This window comes from Reichenbachiella versicolor (assembly GCF_003171675.1).
Classification (GTDB): domain Bacteria; phylum Bacteroidota; class Bacteroidia; order Cytophagales; family Cyclobacteriaceae; genus Reichenbachiella; species Reichenbachiella versicolor.
Genome location: NZ_QFZQ01000006.1, coordinates 155,041 through 172,584, shown reverse-complemented (window position 1 = coordinate 172,584; position 17,544 = coordinate 155,041). Strand labels below are relative to the sequence as shown.

8 protein-coding genes are annotated in these 17,544 nt (G+C 37.7%); 6 read left to right on the top strand and 2 right to left on the bottom strand.

Annotated features, from left to right (window positions below; genetic code table 11):
* Window positions 1-41: 41 nt before the first annotated feature.
* The gene (locus tag DKG80_RS13395; RefSeq protein WP_162555876.1) at window positions 42-1,697 is read right to left on the bottom strand and encodes a sulfatase-like hydrolase/transferase; all 1,656 of its coding nucleotides are present in this window, start codon (window positions 1,695-1,697) and stop codon (window positions 42-44) included.
* A 464-nt stretch (window positions 1,698-2,161) separates the two neighbouring features.
* On the opposite strand from DKG80_RS13395, the gene DKG80_RS13390 reads away from it, so the two are divergent.
* The 3 genes from DKG80_RS13390 to DKG80_RS13380 are packed head-to-tail and all read left to right on the top strand — an operon-like array spanning window position 2,162 to window position 8,713.
* Window positions 2,162-5,185: a SusC/RagA family TonB-linked outer membrane protein gene (locus DKG80_RS13390; protein WP_162555875.1), complete on the top strand. Its 3,024-nt coding sequence runs from the start codon at window positions 2,162-2,164 to the stop codon at window positions 5,183-5,185.
* 18 nt (window positions 5,186-5,203) lie between these two features.
* A complete protein-coding gene (locus DKG80_RS13385) occupies window positions 5,204-6,973 on the top strand; it encodes a RagB/SusD family nutrient uptake outer membrane protein (RefSeq protein WP_109831861.1) in 1,770 nt (589 codons plus the stop codon).
* A gap of 39 nt (window positions 6,974-7,012) precedes the next feature.
* Window positions 7,013-8,713, top strand: coding sequence for a hypothetical protein (locus DKG80_RS13380; protein ID WP_109831860.1), 1,701 nt, complete (start codon window positions 7,013-7,015; stop codon window positions 8,711-8,713).
* Between the two features lie 392 nt (window positions 8,714-9,105).
* Here DKG80_RS13380 and DKG80_RS13375 read toward each other — a convergent pair whose 3' ends face one another.
* Window positions 9,106-10,641 carry a tetratricopeptide repeat protein gene (locus DKG80_RS13375; RefSeq protein WP_162555874.1) on the bottom strand — a complete coding sequence of 512 codons (1,536 nt, stop codon included), beginning with the start codon at window positions 10,639-10,641 and terminating at the stop codon, window positions 9,106-9,108.
* A gap of 390 nt (window positions 10,642-11,031) precedes the next feature.
* Here DKG80_RS13375 and DKG80_RS13370 point away from each other — a divergent pair, with 390 nt between their 5' ends.
* Genes DKG80_RS13370 through DKG80_RS13360 form a run of 3 tightly spaced genes read left to right on the top strand, consistent with a single transcriptional unit; the run spans window position 11,032 to window position 17,484 of the window.
* Window positions 11,032-14,163 carry a SusC/RagA family TonB-linked outer membrane protein gene (locus DKG80_RS13370; protein ID WP_109831858.1) on the top strand — a complete coding sequence of 1,044 codons (3,132 nt, stop codon included), beginning with the start codon at window positions 11,032-11,034 and terminating at the stop codon, window positions 14,161-14,163.
* 18 nt (window positions 14,164-14,181) lie between these two features.
* Entirely contained in the window at window positions 14,182-15,918 is a 1,737-nt protein-coding gene (locus tag DKG80_RS13365) for a RagB/SusD family nutrient uptake outer membrane protein (protein ID WP_109831857.1), read from the top strand.
* 18 nt (window positions 15,919-15,936) lie between these two features.
* Window positions 15,937-17,484 (top strand): Ig-like domain-containing protein, encoded by a 1,548-nt coding sequence (locus tag DKG80_RS13360; protein WP_109831856.1) that lies wholly within the window; start codon window positions 15,937-15,939, stop codon window positions 17,482-17,484.
* The last annotated feature ends 60 nt before the right edge of the window (window positions 17,485-17,544 follow it).

Below are 17,544 nucleotides of genomic sequence, written 5' to 3'. Positions count from 1 at the left end.
TGTGAGAATTTAGTCTTGACAATAACTTGATTATGAATTTGTTAGTTTACAACGTGTTCACTTTTAAGGTTGGGGTCGTTGAATGTTTTTTCCAACCCTGGTAGTTTAGGAGTAGCAAGATTACCACCGTTATCTTTGCCATACCAAAGGATCTGATGAGGGTGTCCATTTCCTCGATTGTGATCAAACCATGCCGGTCTAACATCCTTAAACTCTCGAGCCCAGTTAGCCCCTTGTTTCTCTAAATTTGATATGATTTCACTGGCTGTAGTACCGTTTACATTACCTTCTAATTCTCGTTCTGGGTTAACATTTACATCGTATAATTTCCAAACTCCTTTACCACCTAGTCTGACAATTCTATATGGGTAGGAAATTACGGCAGCGTTCTGAAATCCATTTAAAGGTCTCATAACAAACAAAGATTCATCAGGTCTTATTTCTTCGCCGGCAATTATTTTGTCCATGAAATCTTTACCATCTATTTTCTTATGAGTTGGGATTTTTCCACCTGCAAGATTCACTAATGTGGGATAAAGATCGATAGCTCCAATTTGATATTGGTAGGTTGCTGGCTTCTTAATTTTATCTGGCCAATGAACAAAAAATGGGACACGATGTCCTCCTTCTGTAACACTTCCCTTTAGACCTCCTAGAGGGTAGTTGACCGCACCTTTGCTATAGGTATAGCCTCCATTATCACTGAAAAATATGATAACTGTATTATCCAATTCTCTTTTTTCCTCAAGCGTTTTGATCACACGTCCCACATTGGTGTCTAGATTGGTTACCATAGTCGCATATGTGATTCTTGCATCAACAAACTTGTTGATTAGTTTCTGTTTCTTCTCACTTGTCTTTGCTTTAGCTATCGGTTTTGAATCGTTAATATAAGAGCTGTTTCTTATTAGTTTTTCAAAGTTTGGGTTTGCACTCTTGAAAGCTCTGATCTCATCTTCTGGTGCTTGTAGAGGAGTGTGAGGGGCATTGTATGCTAAATACATCATGAATGGGGCTTCTTCATCTGATTTTCTATTGATAAAGTCGATTGCTTGATCTGTGAGGATATCAGTAAGATATTCCTCTTCTCCAAACTCTTTTCTGTCAACATAGTGACGTCCTCTGTGTAAAGGGTTTAAGTATTCATTAGGATTAGGTCTATCTTTGGGAGTGTTATACAATGAAGGATCATTGTATTCTTTGCTTTTGTTATTGTATTTGTACCAAATTCCATCATAGTTGCTTCGGAAGTAGTTTTTTCCACCCCCAAGAAATCCAAAGAATTCATCAAACCCCCTATCTTGTGGTTGATGCTTTCCTTCTACATTGCCGAGATGCCATTTACCTACAGCAATTGTGCTATATCCTGAATTATTCATTATTGTAGAGAAATATGTTTCTTCTGTAGGAATTCCGTTTTTAGAATATATACTGTTAGGAAGGTTGTATTGAGCGCCAATTCTATGAGGGTAGAGACCTGTCATGATAGCCGTACGGCTAGGGCCACAAAAAGGGTGTGCGACGTGTGCATTAGTACAAATAATTCCTTGATTAGCTAATTTGTCAAGGTTAGGAGTAGGGATGATACCTAAGTCTTTGGGAAATGACTCATCTCTATTGAAACCAACATCACCGTATCCTAGATCGTCCGCCAAAATAATAATTACGTTTGGTCGAGAGCCTTTTGTAGCACCCATTGAGAGGTTTAAAGCGGTAAATAATAAAGAGAAACATAAAGCCGCTATGCGTATAAGTTTGTTACGAGTCTGAAAATGGTCAATCATCTTATGAATGTATGCTTAATAGTTGTGTATCACGGAGGGGTATCAGTGATGTTTGATAGTGGGCAAGTTAGAGGAGGGGGAGTTAGGTCATGTTTGAATCCATGTCTTATGTGTTGTTTTTCATAACTATGGCGAGAATAGAGTATATAGGCATGTGATTTGGTCATTTAAGATGTTAAAACATTAGAATGATGGCTTTTCTTTTGATATACGTTTTAGGGTGTTTTAAACTATTTCCAACGGTATAGTGATGCCTTCCAACATCTTCAAGATTAGACTGTTTGAGCTTTGTAGCTATCAATTTTGATAAAAATAAACGGTAGAATATGAGGATAAGGAACCAAAGGTGCTTGTACTTTTCGTTTTTACTTTTCTGCATGGTCAATACATCAGTATTATATGGTCAGGAGTTAGAAGTGTCAGGAAGAGTTACGAGTGCTGAAGAGGGATATGAATTGCCAGGAGTCAACGTACTAATAAAAGGTACTTCTACAGGGACAATCACGGATATAGATGGTTACTACAATATAAAAGTTGAGAAAACAGATGTGTTGGTGTTTTCATTTATAGGTATGAAGACTGTAGAGAGAGGGGCTAATGCCTCTATTATAAATATTACAATGGAGTCTGATATGAAAATATTGGAGGAGATTGTTAAGATTGGGTATGGTGAGCAAAAGAAAAAAGAAGTAACAGGAGCTGTGGCTAGAGTATCTGGTGATGAGGTGAGAAATTTTGTGTCATCGGATATAGGTAATGCTCTACAGGGTAGAATCGCAGGCGTTAATGTTTCAGCTGTTTCAGGAGCTCCGGGCTCTGAATCGAGTATTCTGATAAGAGGTGTCACTTCATTGACAGGAGCGAATACTCCTCTGTATGTTGTGGACGGTGTGCCTCAAGATGGAGATCCAAGATTATCTCCAAGTGAAATAGAATCAATTGATGTACTGAAAGATGCAGCATCCGCAGCGGTCTATGGTACTAGGGGCGCAGCAGGTGTCATCTTGATTACTACTCGAAATCCTGTAGAAGGAAATATGAGAGTAAGTTTCGATGGGTCATATGGCGTGAATCAGATAACCTCAAGTGTACCATTAATGAGTACAAATGAGCAAATATACTTTGAAGAAAATCAAAGGAAATACGCGGGGGCTGGATCTTCGAGTATATACAATAGACCTGAGTGGGCTTCGAACAATACAGATTTGTATGATTTTGTTCAAAATGATTTTGCTGCTACCCAGCAATACTCGATGAATATATCAGGAGGGTCAAATGAGTTTGGTTACAACGTTACTTTGGGAGCATTTGATCAGGATGGTACTATTGTGAATTCCTATTTTAAGAGATATAATGTAAGAGTTAGCACTCAATACAATAGGGATAAATGGAGATGGAGGACAAGTATGTCTTATACATATGAAGATCGAGAGCAGATACCAGGTAATTTACTGTTAAACGGTATCCGGTATCGACCTTATCAAGAAGAGTTGAGTTTTGAAACTGAAAATATAGATTTTTTTGGATCTGGAACAGAGGGGATAGCTAGTGGTCTTTTGGCATCCTTGAGGAGGAAACAAACTAGAAGTAGAGATAGGTTTAACGCCAGTTCGAATTTATCTTATGAATTGGGGTATGGGTTTTCATTAAGCTCCACTGTTGGGGTTTCGACTACTAACCAATTAAGCAAGAATTATCAACCACCATATTCAGCTACAGATATTGAAACAGGGGATATATCTGTAGACCCCACTCGAAGTTCTATAGATCAGATAGCTGGCCGAATGTCTACTCAAACGATTAATGGAGGGGTCAATTACACTAAACAAGTAGGTGACCATAGAGTGATCGCTATGGCATTGATGGAATTTGATAGAAGAACTAATACTTCTTTTGCTGCCTCAATTCAAGGTTTAGCTAATGACAAGGTTGATGTACTTGACAATGGAACTTTTGCTCCTACTGTGACCTCTATACAAAGTCCTGCGGGACTTGATTATGTGATTGCCACTGTAGGTACTATAGGTCGTGTCATGTATGATTACAAGAGCAAGTACTTATTGACTGCAAGTATCAGACGAGATGGGTCATCCAATTTCAGTAAAGAAAATAGATGGGGAGTTTTTCCAGCTTTTTCTGTAGCCTGGAATGTAGCAGATGAAAACTTTTGGAAGCCATTATCGGCAATATCAGACAATCTCAAAATTAGAGCGAGTTATGGTACTGTCGGCAATGAAAGGATCCCTCCATATAGCTATTTGGCCTCATTGGCTAGAGGAAATGATTATGTTTTTGGTAACATTATTATCTCCGGTACTTCGATCGAGCAATATCCTAATACTGACGTTAAATGGGAGACTTCGGTTCAATACAACTTGGGAGCTGATATAGGATTTCTAAAGAATCGAATTATTGTGAATACCGACTTTTATTATACTGAGAAGAAAGATATGTTATTCCCTATTAGACTACCACTTTCTGCTGGTACATATCAAGAAAATGACTTGATCCAAAATGTGGGAAACATGGTCAATAAGGGAATAGAATTAGCAGCTACTTATCAGGATAAGCTCGGAGATTTTAGTTGGGCATTGAACGGTACATTTTCAAAGAATGTTAATGAAGTCACTTCTATCAATGGTAATACCGAATTTAGATTACTAGATGGAAGCCAGTCAGTTTCAGGAGATCCAGCATCAGTGTCTGCTATAGCTGTGGGGAGAGAAGTCGGCTATTATCATATGTGGAAGACAAATGGTGTCATTAAATCTGAAGAGCAATTAAAAGAGCAAAAAAAGTTAGATCCTGATGTAGTAGGGTTAGGAGATGTAATAAGGTTGGATATTAATGGAGATGGAATAGTAGACGATAATGATAAGATCTATAGTGGAAGCCCCCTTCCGGATTTTGAAGTAGGTGCGAATCTAGTTTTGGCGTACAAAAATTTTGATTTCACTATGAACTGGTATGCATCAGTTGGACATGAAATAGTGAACGGTAGTAAGGCATATGCCTATAGAAGGGGGAGACATAGAGACCTTGTATATATGTGGACTCCTGTCAATCCTGAGAGTGATATTCCAATTCTTAGAAATGAAACTAACTCTTCGGTCAATATGCGGGCTGCGAATGATTTGTGGGTCGAAGATGGAAGCTTTCTCAGGTTGAGAACTGCTACTATAGGATATAGCTTACCTAGAAAACTGACTCAGCAGATTCGTGTAAGTAGACTACGAATATACGCTACGGCTCAAAATGCTTTGACCTTCACCAACTACGACGGGTTCAACCCTGAAGTAGGAGGAATCGAAGATGGAAACAACAATGTGAACCGAGGATTGGATAGAGGAACATATCCTATTAGTGCTGTGTACATGTTAGGACTTCAATTAACATTTTAATCCTTAAACAGAATCGAAATGAATAATACGATATTAAAAATATTGACTCCTGTATTCACAGTGATTAGTATGATGGCCTGTGAGGAGTTTTTGGATCAAGAGAATCCAAATGAAGTGGTTGCTGAGAACTTTTGGAAAGACCTATCGGAAACTAACGAAACTCTTACAGCAGTGTATGGAGCTATGCTAAATCACTATGTTCACAGTAAAGTTGCTAGCACTCTTAGATCTGACCTTGGAGTACCTAAAGCAAGGTTGAGCTCTACAGTATCTGTACGCCTTGCTAATTGGTATGATCATACTTACAATAGTAGTGATATTGATATTGGAAGGGATTGGGAAGCTAAATACACTGTAATAGCTAGAGCCAATCAAGTTATTTATGCCTTGAACTCTTTACCTCAAGAGTATGTAGCTGCGAATCTAGATCAATGGAGAATTCAGATGGGACAAGCCCGTTTTTTTAGAGGCTTGATGCACTTTTATTTGCATTCTACCTATAATCAAGGTGAAATAATCATAAGGGACAAGATTGCAGATTTAGATGATTTTGATAAGGAGTTTGCTAGTTCAGAGAATGTGATTGCGTTTTTTAGAGAGGATTTAGAGTACGCTTATCAGAATCTTCCTTATCAGTATTCTTCAAATGAACTGAATCTAGGTCGAGTAACCAAAGGAGCTGCTGCGGCTATGCTTGGAAAGAGTTATTTATATCAAGAAGAATATGCTGAGGCGCAAGTCTATTTGGAAGATATTTTGGAAAATCTTTCCGAATACGGATATGAGTTAGTTCGTGATATGGATCTAATGTTCACCGATGCGGGAGAGTTTAATAATGAGTCCATATTAGAAATCAATTATTCGATTGTTCGAGAGGTAGATGGAGATATCAATGATGAGGAAAGCTTTATTAATCGATGGGCTCGACATTTTGCACCAGCCAATCAAGCAGGAGGCTCTGAAGATATTACCATGGCTGCATGGCTTGTAGACGCCTATCAGTCTGAAGTTATGAACCCTTCAGATAGTAGAAATATAATTAATGAGGGAGACCCGAGCGATCCAAGTGATGATGAGCTAAGACCAGTTTCATTAAGAGCTTCTGCTATGGCTGCTCTAGTTCATGATGATATCACGACATATTATCAGAAAGTATCGACTATTGCTACTGCTAAATTCAATAATGGTGTGGTAGGCTATTTTAAGAAACTCACCAATTTCGATATTACGTCAAATGAAAAACTTTTAGCTGGAGAGACTAATCAGCGGTCTGGCAAGAATGTGATTTTATGTCGATTAGCAGATGTCTATTTGATGCAGGCCGAGTGCTTGGCCCATACAGGGCCTGATATGACACGTTCCTTGAGCCTTATCAACGAAGTGAGAGCTAGATGGGGGCTTCAATTAAGGGGAGCTGGTACTATACAAGAGTATGATAACTTGACTTATGATAAAGATATGGTTATGAATGCCATTATGTATGAAGAAAGACCTCTTGAGCTTTGTTTAGAAGGAAACAATGAAAGAGTAATTGACCTTCGTCGCTGGGGTGTGACAAAAGACAGATATAAAGATCTTTCAACTAGAGAATATCATATTATTGACCATACATTCAATGGAAGGACCGAAAAGGCTAGGCTTCAAGAGGGACCTGCTTCTAATTCGATGAATGATTCCGCGGAAGATATTCCTGCAGACTATGTCACAGCAGCTAAAAATTATTCAGTAGAAGGAAATGGATACTGGCCTATTCCTATCGATGAAAGCCAATCAAATAGTAAACTATAGATTAATAGAGCGATGGATAATTTTGTAAAAACGTTAATTATGGCTCTTGTAGTACTGGGAGTATGGGCCTGTGAAAGCGAATATAAAGCTCCCAATGAATTGAAGGACTTGGGGTGGTTAGTCGGACATTCTGACCCTATAGAGGATACAATGTATGTTTCTATAGGGAATTCAGTATCTTTTTTGGATTTATCTCAAGGGGCGGAATCTCACATCTGGTCTGTTACGTCAGGAAATTATTTCTTGAATGAAGGATTCGATAGTGATGGAAACCTTTATGAGGCTATAAAATCTAAAGATACCATCACTAGTAACCCTTCAGCACACATTTTGTTTGCACAACTGGGAAGTGCAAGAGTAAGGTTTTATAATACTTTTTCGGATTCAGTGACCAAAATAGAGACAATGAATATAGGTACCAGTACCATAGCCGATAGTACAGGGACAGTGTTTGACTCTGAATTAGACCTTTGGGTAATGGATACCACGTTTTACTTTAGAGTTTTTGATACTTTGAAGGCAAGTTTTAAAGTGGTGCATGGAACTGAGACTATACTGTCTGTTGGTCCGGATGAGTTTCCTTTAGGGAATCCAGTTGAGTGGGATACTTTAACAGTAGAGGAAGGAGAAGAACTTACATTCATAGATCAATCAGATCAAGGAAATCCAACTGGAAGGTTATGGAAATTGAGGGGAGGGATGGTTACTTCCGATACCGATGAGTCTGTGACAGTGTCCTATTCCGACCTTGGATACAATGTAGCAGGCAATATTAGAGTAGAAAGAAAAGGAAGGTTCAATGATATCCCATTACCAGAAGATTCGGTTGTTAAAGTAATTCCTCTGGTGGTGAAAGTGGTGGAATCCACTGAGCCGATTAATTATCAAGAAGAAATAGCATTATGTCCAAATGGTAAAATAAGGATATTACTAGAAGTATCAGTAGACGATTTTATGGATCAGGAAGAGTTTTTCTCTGTTTCTTATACTAATCCTCATAGGGGAGTAACTACTCAAGTAGATGTTCCAGTAACTTCAGTTAGTTTGGTTGCCGGAAAGGGTAACTTGATTGAAATTTCTGTGGAAGACCCATTATATAACGATGATGATATCCTAGTGACCTATGACGGAGGATCTATAAGGAAACGACAACGTAAGCTCCAGTATTTTACTGATATATTGGTTAGTACACCTTCAAATATTGAACTTAATTCTATAGTATTTGGATTTGAAGGGAACAACATAGATTGGGAATACAACAGTACAGCTCTATCGGACGGTAATCATGTTGAAGCTTCAAACGAACAAGTATCAGCAGGTAACTCTAGTCTTAAAATTATTTCTAATTCCGCCCCAGGGTGGAAAAAAGTATTTAGCCCTATAGGAATTGATGATTTTTATAGATGGACCTCAGGTACATATAATTATACTATACGGGTGTATGTAGATGATAGAATTGGAATCAATAAAGTTTACCAGAGGGTATTTAATGGTGTTGTAGATGGAGATGAGAGATCCTATAATAATAACGGTTATCGATTATTGAATCAGTTGATAAGACTTGATGATGTAGATCCAGGTGATATTGTTAGTGGCTGGACTTTTTTATCTAGTTCTATAGATCTTGAAACAGATCCAGTAGAAAATGGATTTCATCTGACTTTTGAAGTAGCCCCAAATAGTGTTGGAACCTTGTATATTGATGAAATTAATTTAGTTAATGAAAATAATAGGCCTTAAGTAGTGTTGACCTAAGGAACTAGATTATTAAATGCCTTTTTGTTATACCTTTTATTAGGTGTTGCAAAAAAGCATTTTTTTATTGTATAAAGATCTAGTCAATTTTTATGTGAATACGCATAATACCATATACAGATAGAGTATATCTTCTGAATTTATTAGAAACTCACCTTGAATTCTTTACCCTAAAAACGATAGTCTACTATCTAAATATTTTTTACTTGTTATTGTGATATAAGATGAATTGTATCTATTTCTTGATAGAGGCTTGACAGCTATTTATTTTTTCAAACCTTATCATGATCTAAATGATGCACAGTAAGTTGCTTTTTATAAATGACTTAGATAATCTACATAATCAAACACAAGAGTGATCTGAATACGAGAGGAAGTTATCCAATGTTAGCAATGAAATCTTCCAAGTTATCACTTCTTTCTAGTCCTAATTTCTTTCTCAGTCTATACCGAGTAGTGTGAACACTCTCAACACATATTCCTAGAAGTTTAGCCATATCCTTACTAGAAAAGTTGAGCTTGATAAGTGCACAGATCTTTTGATCTCCTTGACTCAGTTTGGGGAATTTATTATTCAAGTCAGTATAAAACCTTGTGTTAACAGACACGAATCGAGCCTCAAATTCTTCCCAGTTGTTATCAGAATTGATTTGGATACTTCTAGCTAATTTGTTGATTTTGTTTTTATCTGGGGTCTTTTTTAATGTCAACAATTGTTCTTTTAGTTCGCTGAGAAGTTCTTCTTTCTGAATTACCTGCAATGCAGATGAAATCAGCTCTTTGTTCTTTATCTCCAATACTTCTTTAGACTTTTCTCGATCTACTTCACGCTTATGCTCAAGCATTTTACGCTTTGCCTTGTATTTGATGCGTAAAAATCGATAGATAAAAATGATAGAAAGTATTAGAGTAAGTGTCGCACTAGAAAGTATCAATAACTGGAGGTTGGAAATTTTCTGTTGTTGCTTTAATCTTTGGTTTTCGATTTCTTGTTCTCGTTTTAATTTTTGTTCTGTATGTATTCTAAACTCATCCTTTATCTCTAGGAATTCACTATTGATGGAGCTAAGGCTACCAAAGCTCTCTTCACTTAGATTTTTGCTAATCATAAGCGCTTCATATGCAGGTTTATATTTAGCCATTTTACTATACAGTTCTGCAAGGTCGAAGTGAATCAGATGCATCATATCATGATGGCTTCTGTAGTTTTTATTGGCTTCAATTGATGTTAAAAAGCTTTTTTCACTGTTTCTATATTGTCCCATTTCCATATAAATCAGTCCAATGAAGTGATGAAGAATGACGAGATATCCAGGAGAATACTCTCTGAACCGTTCTTCCACTGCTAATAATTGATCTAGAGCTTTTTTATACTCACCTCTTAAATAGCTTTGATAGCCTAACTCAGCACGAATAAAAGGTCTGTCAATAAGGTTGACATTTGTACGCGCAGACACTGCGATACAACTGTCAAGGTAAATTTTTGCCATTTGTAAATTATCTCGCTTCCTATAGAAAGTAGCTAGAGCGTAATAGTCATTCATTAATACCTGAGGATCAAGACGCATGTCGAATATCATACGCTTGTGAATATGAATAGAATAGTTAAAATACTTTATGGCTTCATCTTTTCTATTGTATAAAATATATAGCCATCCTAGTCCACTATATACTGAGGCACGTGCATTATCATGATTGATAGTCTCAGCAAGAAGAAGTGCTTCCCAGTATCTGTCATAAGCCTTACCAAACTCTCCAAAATGAGCATTCAGGTCGGATTGTGCTACGAAAGTCTTGATAATATTTAGTGTGTCGTTTTGAGCTTGGAAAATTCCTAGTGCTTCTCCTAACATGGCCTGAGAACTATCAGGTTCTGTGTATTTAAGCTCAGTAACTATTCTTAAATACTCCAAGGCCTTGTTATGTCTATCTGTGCTTTTACATAGACTCGGAGTTATCCACATTGCCAAAAGGAGAATATATAAATGTCTAGTGCTCACATTCAACATAGTCTTTTCATCCAGTAGTTAATAATCGAATTGTGATAAGCAATAAAGGAAAAAAGCGTAAATAAAGCCTCAAAATGCAGATGAATTACAAAAGTGTACAGTAGGAGTCTAGTGATATAGCTTTCGAAAAGAAAAAAATGTACAGTTGGAGTATAGTAATGTTTCTCGTTGATAGACAGTTTGGTTTTCATATTTGATCATGCATTTTCTTGCTCAATATTGACCGATATACATATAGGATAATACCGAGGAAGGAGGTGCAGGACTAAATTTTTGTAATAAAAGCATAAGTGAATGAAACGACTATTTACGTTTTTAAAACGTACAGTAATGCTATTCTTATTTTTGGGAGTTACTCTATCAACAAAAGCCCAAAATAAGATTTCAGGAAAGGTGAAAGATGCTTCTGATGGTTCGACTGTCACAGGAGCTACAGTTGTAGTAAAAGGTACTACAACAGGTACTATCACTGATATAGAAGGAGATTACTCTTTCTCAGTGCCAAGTGATGCAGAGACCCTCGTGGTAAGTTTTATCGGCTACAAGTCTAAAGAGGTGATTATTGGAGGTCGATCTCAGATTGATATCCAGTTGGAGATCGATATCGAAGAACTCGAAGAGGTCGTAGTAGTAGGCTATGGTATTCAAAAGAAAAAGGAAGTCACCGGAGCAGTAGCTTCTTTAAAAGCTGACGAACTTTTGAAAAATGCAACTCCAGATCTTGGTGATGCTATTCAAGGTCAGGTAGCCGGGGTGAATGTCCAAGCTTCAAGCGGACGACCAGGTGAAGTTGCCAACATCCAAATTAGAGGATTGGGGTCAGTGGCAGAAGGTGCTTCTGGACCTCTATATGTAGTAGATGGGATACCCTATCAAGATAATCCTAGGATAGCAAATGAACAGATAGAGTCTATAGAAGTATTGAAAGATGGCGCTGCTGCTGCTATCTATGGTGTCAGAGCTTCTAATGGTGTGATCTTGATCACGACACGAAGAGGTAAGGCAGGTCAAATGAAAGTAGACTTCTCAGCTTATGCTGGTATTCAGAACATTACTTCTGGTACACCACTGCTCAATACGCAAGATCAGTTTTATGTCAATCATGAAAAGTTGAAACCATTGAATCAGGAGCCTCAAGCTCTATTTTTTAACCCTGATGCACTTTCTATCAATAATGACTTTGTAGGAGATATTCAAAATGATAATGCATTGATGCAGAGTTATAATTTGAACTTGATGGGAGGAGAGAAGAATTTAACATTTAATGCTAATGTTAACTACTTCGATCAAGAAGGAGTTCTGATCAACTCCGATTATGATAGAATCACAACTAGAGTTAACGGTACATATACCAAAGGGAAGTTTAAAGCCTTTGCTTCTATGTCCTTTTCTGAAGAACAACAGTCTCAGGAACCTTGGCAGATATATGAGCAAGCTGTAGTACAAATGCCATATAACCCGGGTATTAATGCTTTGGATCCGTTAGGCAATGATGAGTTTTTTATTATTAGTGATAATGTAGAGCAATACAGTTACTTATCTCAAATCATCAATAATAGAGATGAGAGAACGATCAACACAAATAATGTAGCACTGAATTTGGAATATGAATTTTTCGAAGGTTTTAGTTACAAGGTAAACTTGGGAAGAAATGATTGGAACTATCGAAGAAAATTTTTCGAACCTAAAATGTTGGTCTTTGGGCCAAATAGTGTATCAGGTAGCGGTAGAACTCAGGCAGTATTGACAGAGGAGTTTGTATTTAATAAAAAAACTACTTGGGAGAATATTCTCAATTATCAAAAGAAATTTGGTGTGCATAATCTGGGAGTTACCGGGGTATTGGCCTACGAAGCATTTGATAGTAAAGATGTCACTACAAAAGTAAATGGCTTGGCTAGTAATAATACACAGGTATTTGATGCAGGTATTTCGCCTGAAAAACCTTTAGGAAGTAATTCCTCAAGAAATCTAGCAGGAAAAATGCTGAGAGTTCAATACGGGTATGATGAACGTTATCTGTTATCAGCTAGTATTAGACATGATGGGACATCAGTATTTTCTAAGGACAATAGATATCAATCCTTTTTCGGACTTTCTGCAGGGTGGAATATTAGTGAAGAGTCATTTTTTCAAAATATTTCGGAATTAAACTTTATAAACTCTTTAAAAATCAGAGGTAGCTATGCACAAGTAGGTAACCAATCAACTGATGGAGCTTATGACTGGCAGCCAATCATAGAGACAGGAGTCAACTATCCTTTTGGAGGAGAAGGGGAAGAGGTGCTCGGAATTGGCTCTATTCAGAGAAGGTACTACAATCCCCTTATAGGTTGGGAAACAACAATTTCTAGAAATATAGGAGTAGACATGGCATTCTTAGAGAACAGAGTCACATTCACCATGGACTTCTATAACAATGATAAAGAAGATATGATTCTTCCTGAGCAAGTAGCTCCATCATCAGGTGTATGGCAAACGAGAGATGCGGATAGTTACAATCGACAGACGGTAAATGCTGGTAATATGGTCAATAAAGGAGTGGAATTGGCACTTGGCTACAGAGAGAGTTCTTCAGAGTTTAAGTGGTCTATCAACGCGACATTTACTAAAAACACTAACGAAGTTACGAATCTAAATGGGATTGAAGGACTAGCTTTTGCAGGTGGTAGACCCGTAGCATCCAGAGGAGATAGAGTAGATTATACTACTTATCTAGTCCAAGGGTACGAAGCAGGGGCTTTCTTTTTGGTGAAAAACCAAGGAGTGATTAAGACGGAAGAGCAATTAGAAAAGTATCAAGCAGGAATGAAAGAAACCTATATGATAGGGGACTTGATGTATGAGGATCAGTTAACTATAGATACAGATGGTGATGGTATAATGGATGCTAGAGATAGCGTAATCACTGATGCTGATAGAGTATATAGAGGGTCAGGGATGCCCGAATTTGAGTTAGGATTAGCATTCAACGCTCAATACAAAGGCTTCGATCTATTTGTTCAAGCCTATTACTCTTATGGTGCAGAAATATACAATGGCTCTAAGCTTCATGCCTATGGTACAAGCAGACATAGAGATATGTTATATATGTGGACTCCATCCAATCCTGATTCTGATATTCCTATGGCAAGAAACAATCAGGAACATAGCAACTTCCGAGGGAGGTCAGATTATTACCTGGAGGATGGTTCATACTTGAGAATTCGAAATATTACGTTGGGCTACACCTTTCCTTCCAAAGTCTTTAATGACAGAATCTCAAAGTTGAGATTGTATTTCACTGCCCAAAATCCATTCACATTTACCAAATATGAAGGTTACGATCCAGAAGTGGGAGGTGACGGATTATTTACCAGAGGAGTTGATAGTGGAAGTTACCCTATTACTCGAAAATTCCTAGGAGGAATCCAATTACAGTTCTAATTGATAAAGCACGGAAAGATGAAAAATATATTATATACCTTATTGGTACCAGTCTTCTTGCTAGCAACAAGTTGTCAAGAGGATGAGTTTTTGACAGAAGTAAACCCAAATGCCATCACTCCAGAGGTATTTTGGGAATCAAGTTCTGATTTTGATAAAGCACTGAATACCGTTTATGGAGCACTACAATTCAAATCTGTAAGTGGAGCGAATTTAACCTACGAAATGGTACAGGGTGATTTAGGAGCAACCGAGTTTTGGTTTCCTCATGATGCCTTTGGAACATTGAGTTTTACAGATGCTACAGAGCATGTTCAGACAAAATGGAATGAGTTGTACATAGGTGTCTTCAGAGCCAATCAAGTGTTACAGTATCTGGAAGATGAAAAAGTAACACTGACAGCTGAAGAGAAAAAACTAATAATGGCTCAAACTAGATTCTTGAGAGCATTCTTTTATTTCCAAATTGCCCATTCGTACAATGGGGCTGTTATTCATACTGAGATTCCTGTTTCTAGCGATGATTTTGATAAACCATTTTCCACAATCAGTGAGGTGACTAATCAGGTTATTATGCCTGATTTAGATTCTGCAAAGAAGTATCTACCTACTCAATGGTCGGGTGTTGATAATACAGGACGAGTTACTTGGGGAGCTGCGACAGCTATGAAAGGTAAAGTCTATTTGTACGATAGTAAATGGACAGATGCAGCAAAAGAATTCAAAGAGATTATTGATGAAGGGATTTATGCACTGACCCCAAATATTTTGGATAACTGGTCTCATACAAACGAGTTCAATAGTGAGTCGATCTTTGAAGTGAATTATTCTGAAGTATTGGTGCCAGATGTGAACGGGAACAAAATTGATGATAACACCAATGAAGTAGGTGCTGAAGCCACATCGATGAATAGACAAATGGCACAAACAAATGTAGGAGGGTACAATACTGTTTTACCTACCTACTATTTGCATGAAATGTTTATGAATGAACGAATCGATGGACAGGAATCTAATAGACTTCAAGCAAGCATAGCAAACGCTCAAGGTACAGGGACTTATTATGGGCAAAACATTGTGGATATTACAGCATTTGGTTTTGGTCAAAGTGGATATGTGAAAAAACACTCTAATTGGTATCACTTAGAGTTTGAAGATGCAAGTTTAGAACGATCAGGTATTAATTTTAGACATATCAGGTATGCTGATATCCTACTAATGTACGCAGAAGCGATTCTAGAAGCCGGAGCTACTGATGCAGTGACAGACGCTATTGATATTCTAGATCAAATCAGATTCAGAGCAGGGGCAAGTACGATTACTGATTATTTAGATCGGCCTGTTACAGGTAGTCCGGCAGTTTCTATGAACACTTTTCCAGCGTTGCATCGAAGCGCCATGAGATATGGAGTAGCTGAAGAAGTTTCTCCTACTATTGCAAACCTGTTGACTCATATTAGATTAGTAGAGCGCCCACTAGAGTTATGCTTTGAGGGGCATAGATGGAAGGATCTTGTTAGATGGGGGTTGGTTGAGTCACAGTGGGCCATATTAGCTTCTGATGAACAATGGAAGCTTGACAATTATGATGCAATAGAAGGAATAGCTCCATTGTACCTCGCAAGGGTTAGACCCGACTTCATTACAGCTCTGGCTAACTATAGTGAGATAAGAGATTACTTTCCAATACCTACAAGTGAAGTTCAAATAAATACTGGACTAAATGTCACAGCAGATGAAACTGCATCAGAATAAGACTAAACTATTATGGACATGAAGAAGTTATTAAAATATATATCAGTAGCAACCATCGCACTTGTGATAGTTAGCTCCTGCGAAGATCAATACGAGGCTCCAGGTGAAACTTCAAAGAACCTTGTAGTATATAATAATCAGACCAATTTTGGTAATCAAGTTCAGGTAAATGACTCTATTACATTTGCTGATGTGTCTTCAGGTGTGATTTCAAGGACTTGGACCCTGCCTGAAAATATAGGGACTGCAGTGAGTACAGGTACATCTATGTCAACAGCAGATTTAGATTATTTTGTTTTTTCAGAGCCAGGTAAGCACGAGGTTAAACTTTCTCTAGATTTTGGTGAACCGTTTTACATCAATGGTTTTCAGCAAGAAGAGACATCTTATGATAGTTTGATTATTGTAGACGTATTGGACTCTGTAAGGCTTACTATAACTGGGCAAAGACTGGACAAAGATGGAAATGTAGAATCATCATTAGACATGTCAACAGGTGCACTAAACGAAGTTGTTTCAAGTAGGAGTGTAAGTTATTCTTATACAGCAACAGGGGAACCAGCGGAATTAATATACATGCTTGATGGGAGTGACCCTGCTAGAGTAGACTATGTAGCGGCAGATTTGGAAGCTGGTACAGCTGATGTGACTACTGTCAAGTATAAAAAAGTAGGTACTTACGATGCCGTTTTTTTAGCTAGAAGAACTCGACCAGCAGGTATTGATACAGTAGTTTTTCGCGATTTTATCAAAGTAGTTCCTTCCTCGGATCCTGTTGATTTAGATGCATTGACAGAAGTTGATAACAAGGTAGAATTGAACTTCAGCAGAGAAATGGATGCTACCACAATCAACCCTAGTGATTTTGATATATTGATCGAGAATAATGGGATAGAAATTAAACCTCTAGTTTCTTCAATCGATCTAAAGGCAGGTGAACAAAACGTAGTAGTTATCACTTTTAGTGAGGAAACTCTATACAATACAGATACTGTTACTGTTGATTTTACAGCTGGTAGTCTAATGACTTCTGACGGAGTATTGGTTACAGATTTTAGCGAAAGAGTAGATTTTGGTGCGGATAATCTTTTAGAAGTTCAAGGCGGGTTTGAAGGATCAAGTTCTTCGAATTGGGGACAGGTTTATTGGAATGGGGCTGACTTAGGACAAACAGTTTCGGTAGTTACTGATTTTGCTAGAACAGGATCTAACAGTTTGAAATTTGTAGGATTAGATGGAGGATTCGCAGAAGCTCTAAATAATACAGACCCATTTGGATCCCCAATAGAAGCAGGAGCTCAGTATAGGCTCTCAGGTTGGATTTATGTGACTGCAGCTACAGGCGCAGGGACTTTCAATCAAATAGGTTTATTTATACCTGAAGATTGGGGTACACAAGCTGAAACCACTTTCAGTAGTGTATCATTTAATCAATGGCATCAGATTTCTAAGGTATTTAATGCTAGTTCAATTTCAACATATTGTTACTTCAGGTTGCTTGATGGAGGTACGCTATGGCTGGACGATGTAGAACTGCGTCTATGGGAACCAAGACCCATGAATTAATACTTTAACTGGGAACAGAGATCGGTGTATATCGATCTCTGTTTCTTTTTTTATCCTAAA

Coding starts and splice junctions, on each gene's coding strand:
- DKG80_RS13365 (WP_109831857.1), top strand. CDS start 14,182: ATGAAAAATATATTATATACCTTATTGGTACCAGTCTTCTTGCTAGCA.
- DKG80_RS13380 (WP_109831860.1), top strand. CDS start 7,013: ATGGCTCTTGTAGTACTGGGAGTATGGGCCTGTGAAAGCGAATATAAA.
- DKG80_RS13360 (WP_109831856.1), top strand. CDS start 15,937: ATGAAGAAGTTATTAAAATATATATCAGTAGCAACCATCGCACTTGTG.
- DKG80_RS13370 (WP_109831858.1), top strand. CDS start 11,032: ATGAAACGACTATTTACGTTTTTAAAACGTACAGTAATGCTATTCTTA.
- DKG80_RS13385 (WP_109831861.1), top strand. CDS start 5,204: ATGAATAATACGATATTAAAAATATTGACTCCTGTATTCACAGTGATT.
- DKG80_RS13395 (WP_162555876.1), bottom strand. CDS start 1,697: ATGGGTGCTACAAAAGGCTCTCGACCAAACGTAATTATTATTTTGGCG.
- DKG80_RS13390 (WP_162555875.1), top strand. CDS start 2,162: ATGGTCAATACATCAGTATTATATGGTCAGGAGTTAGAAGTGTCAGGA.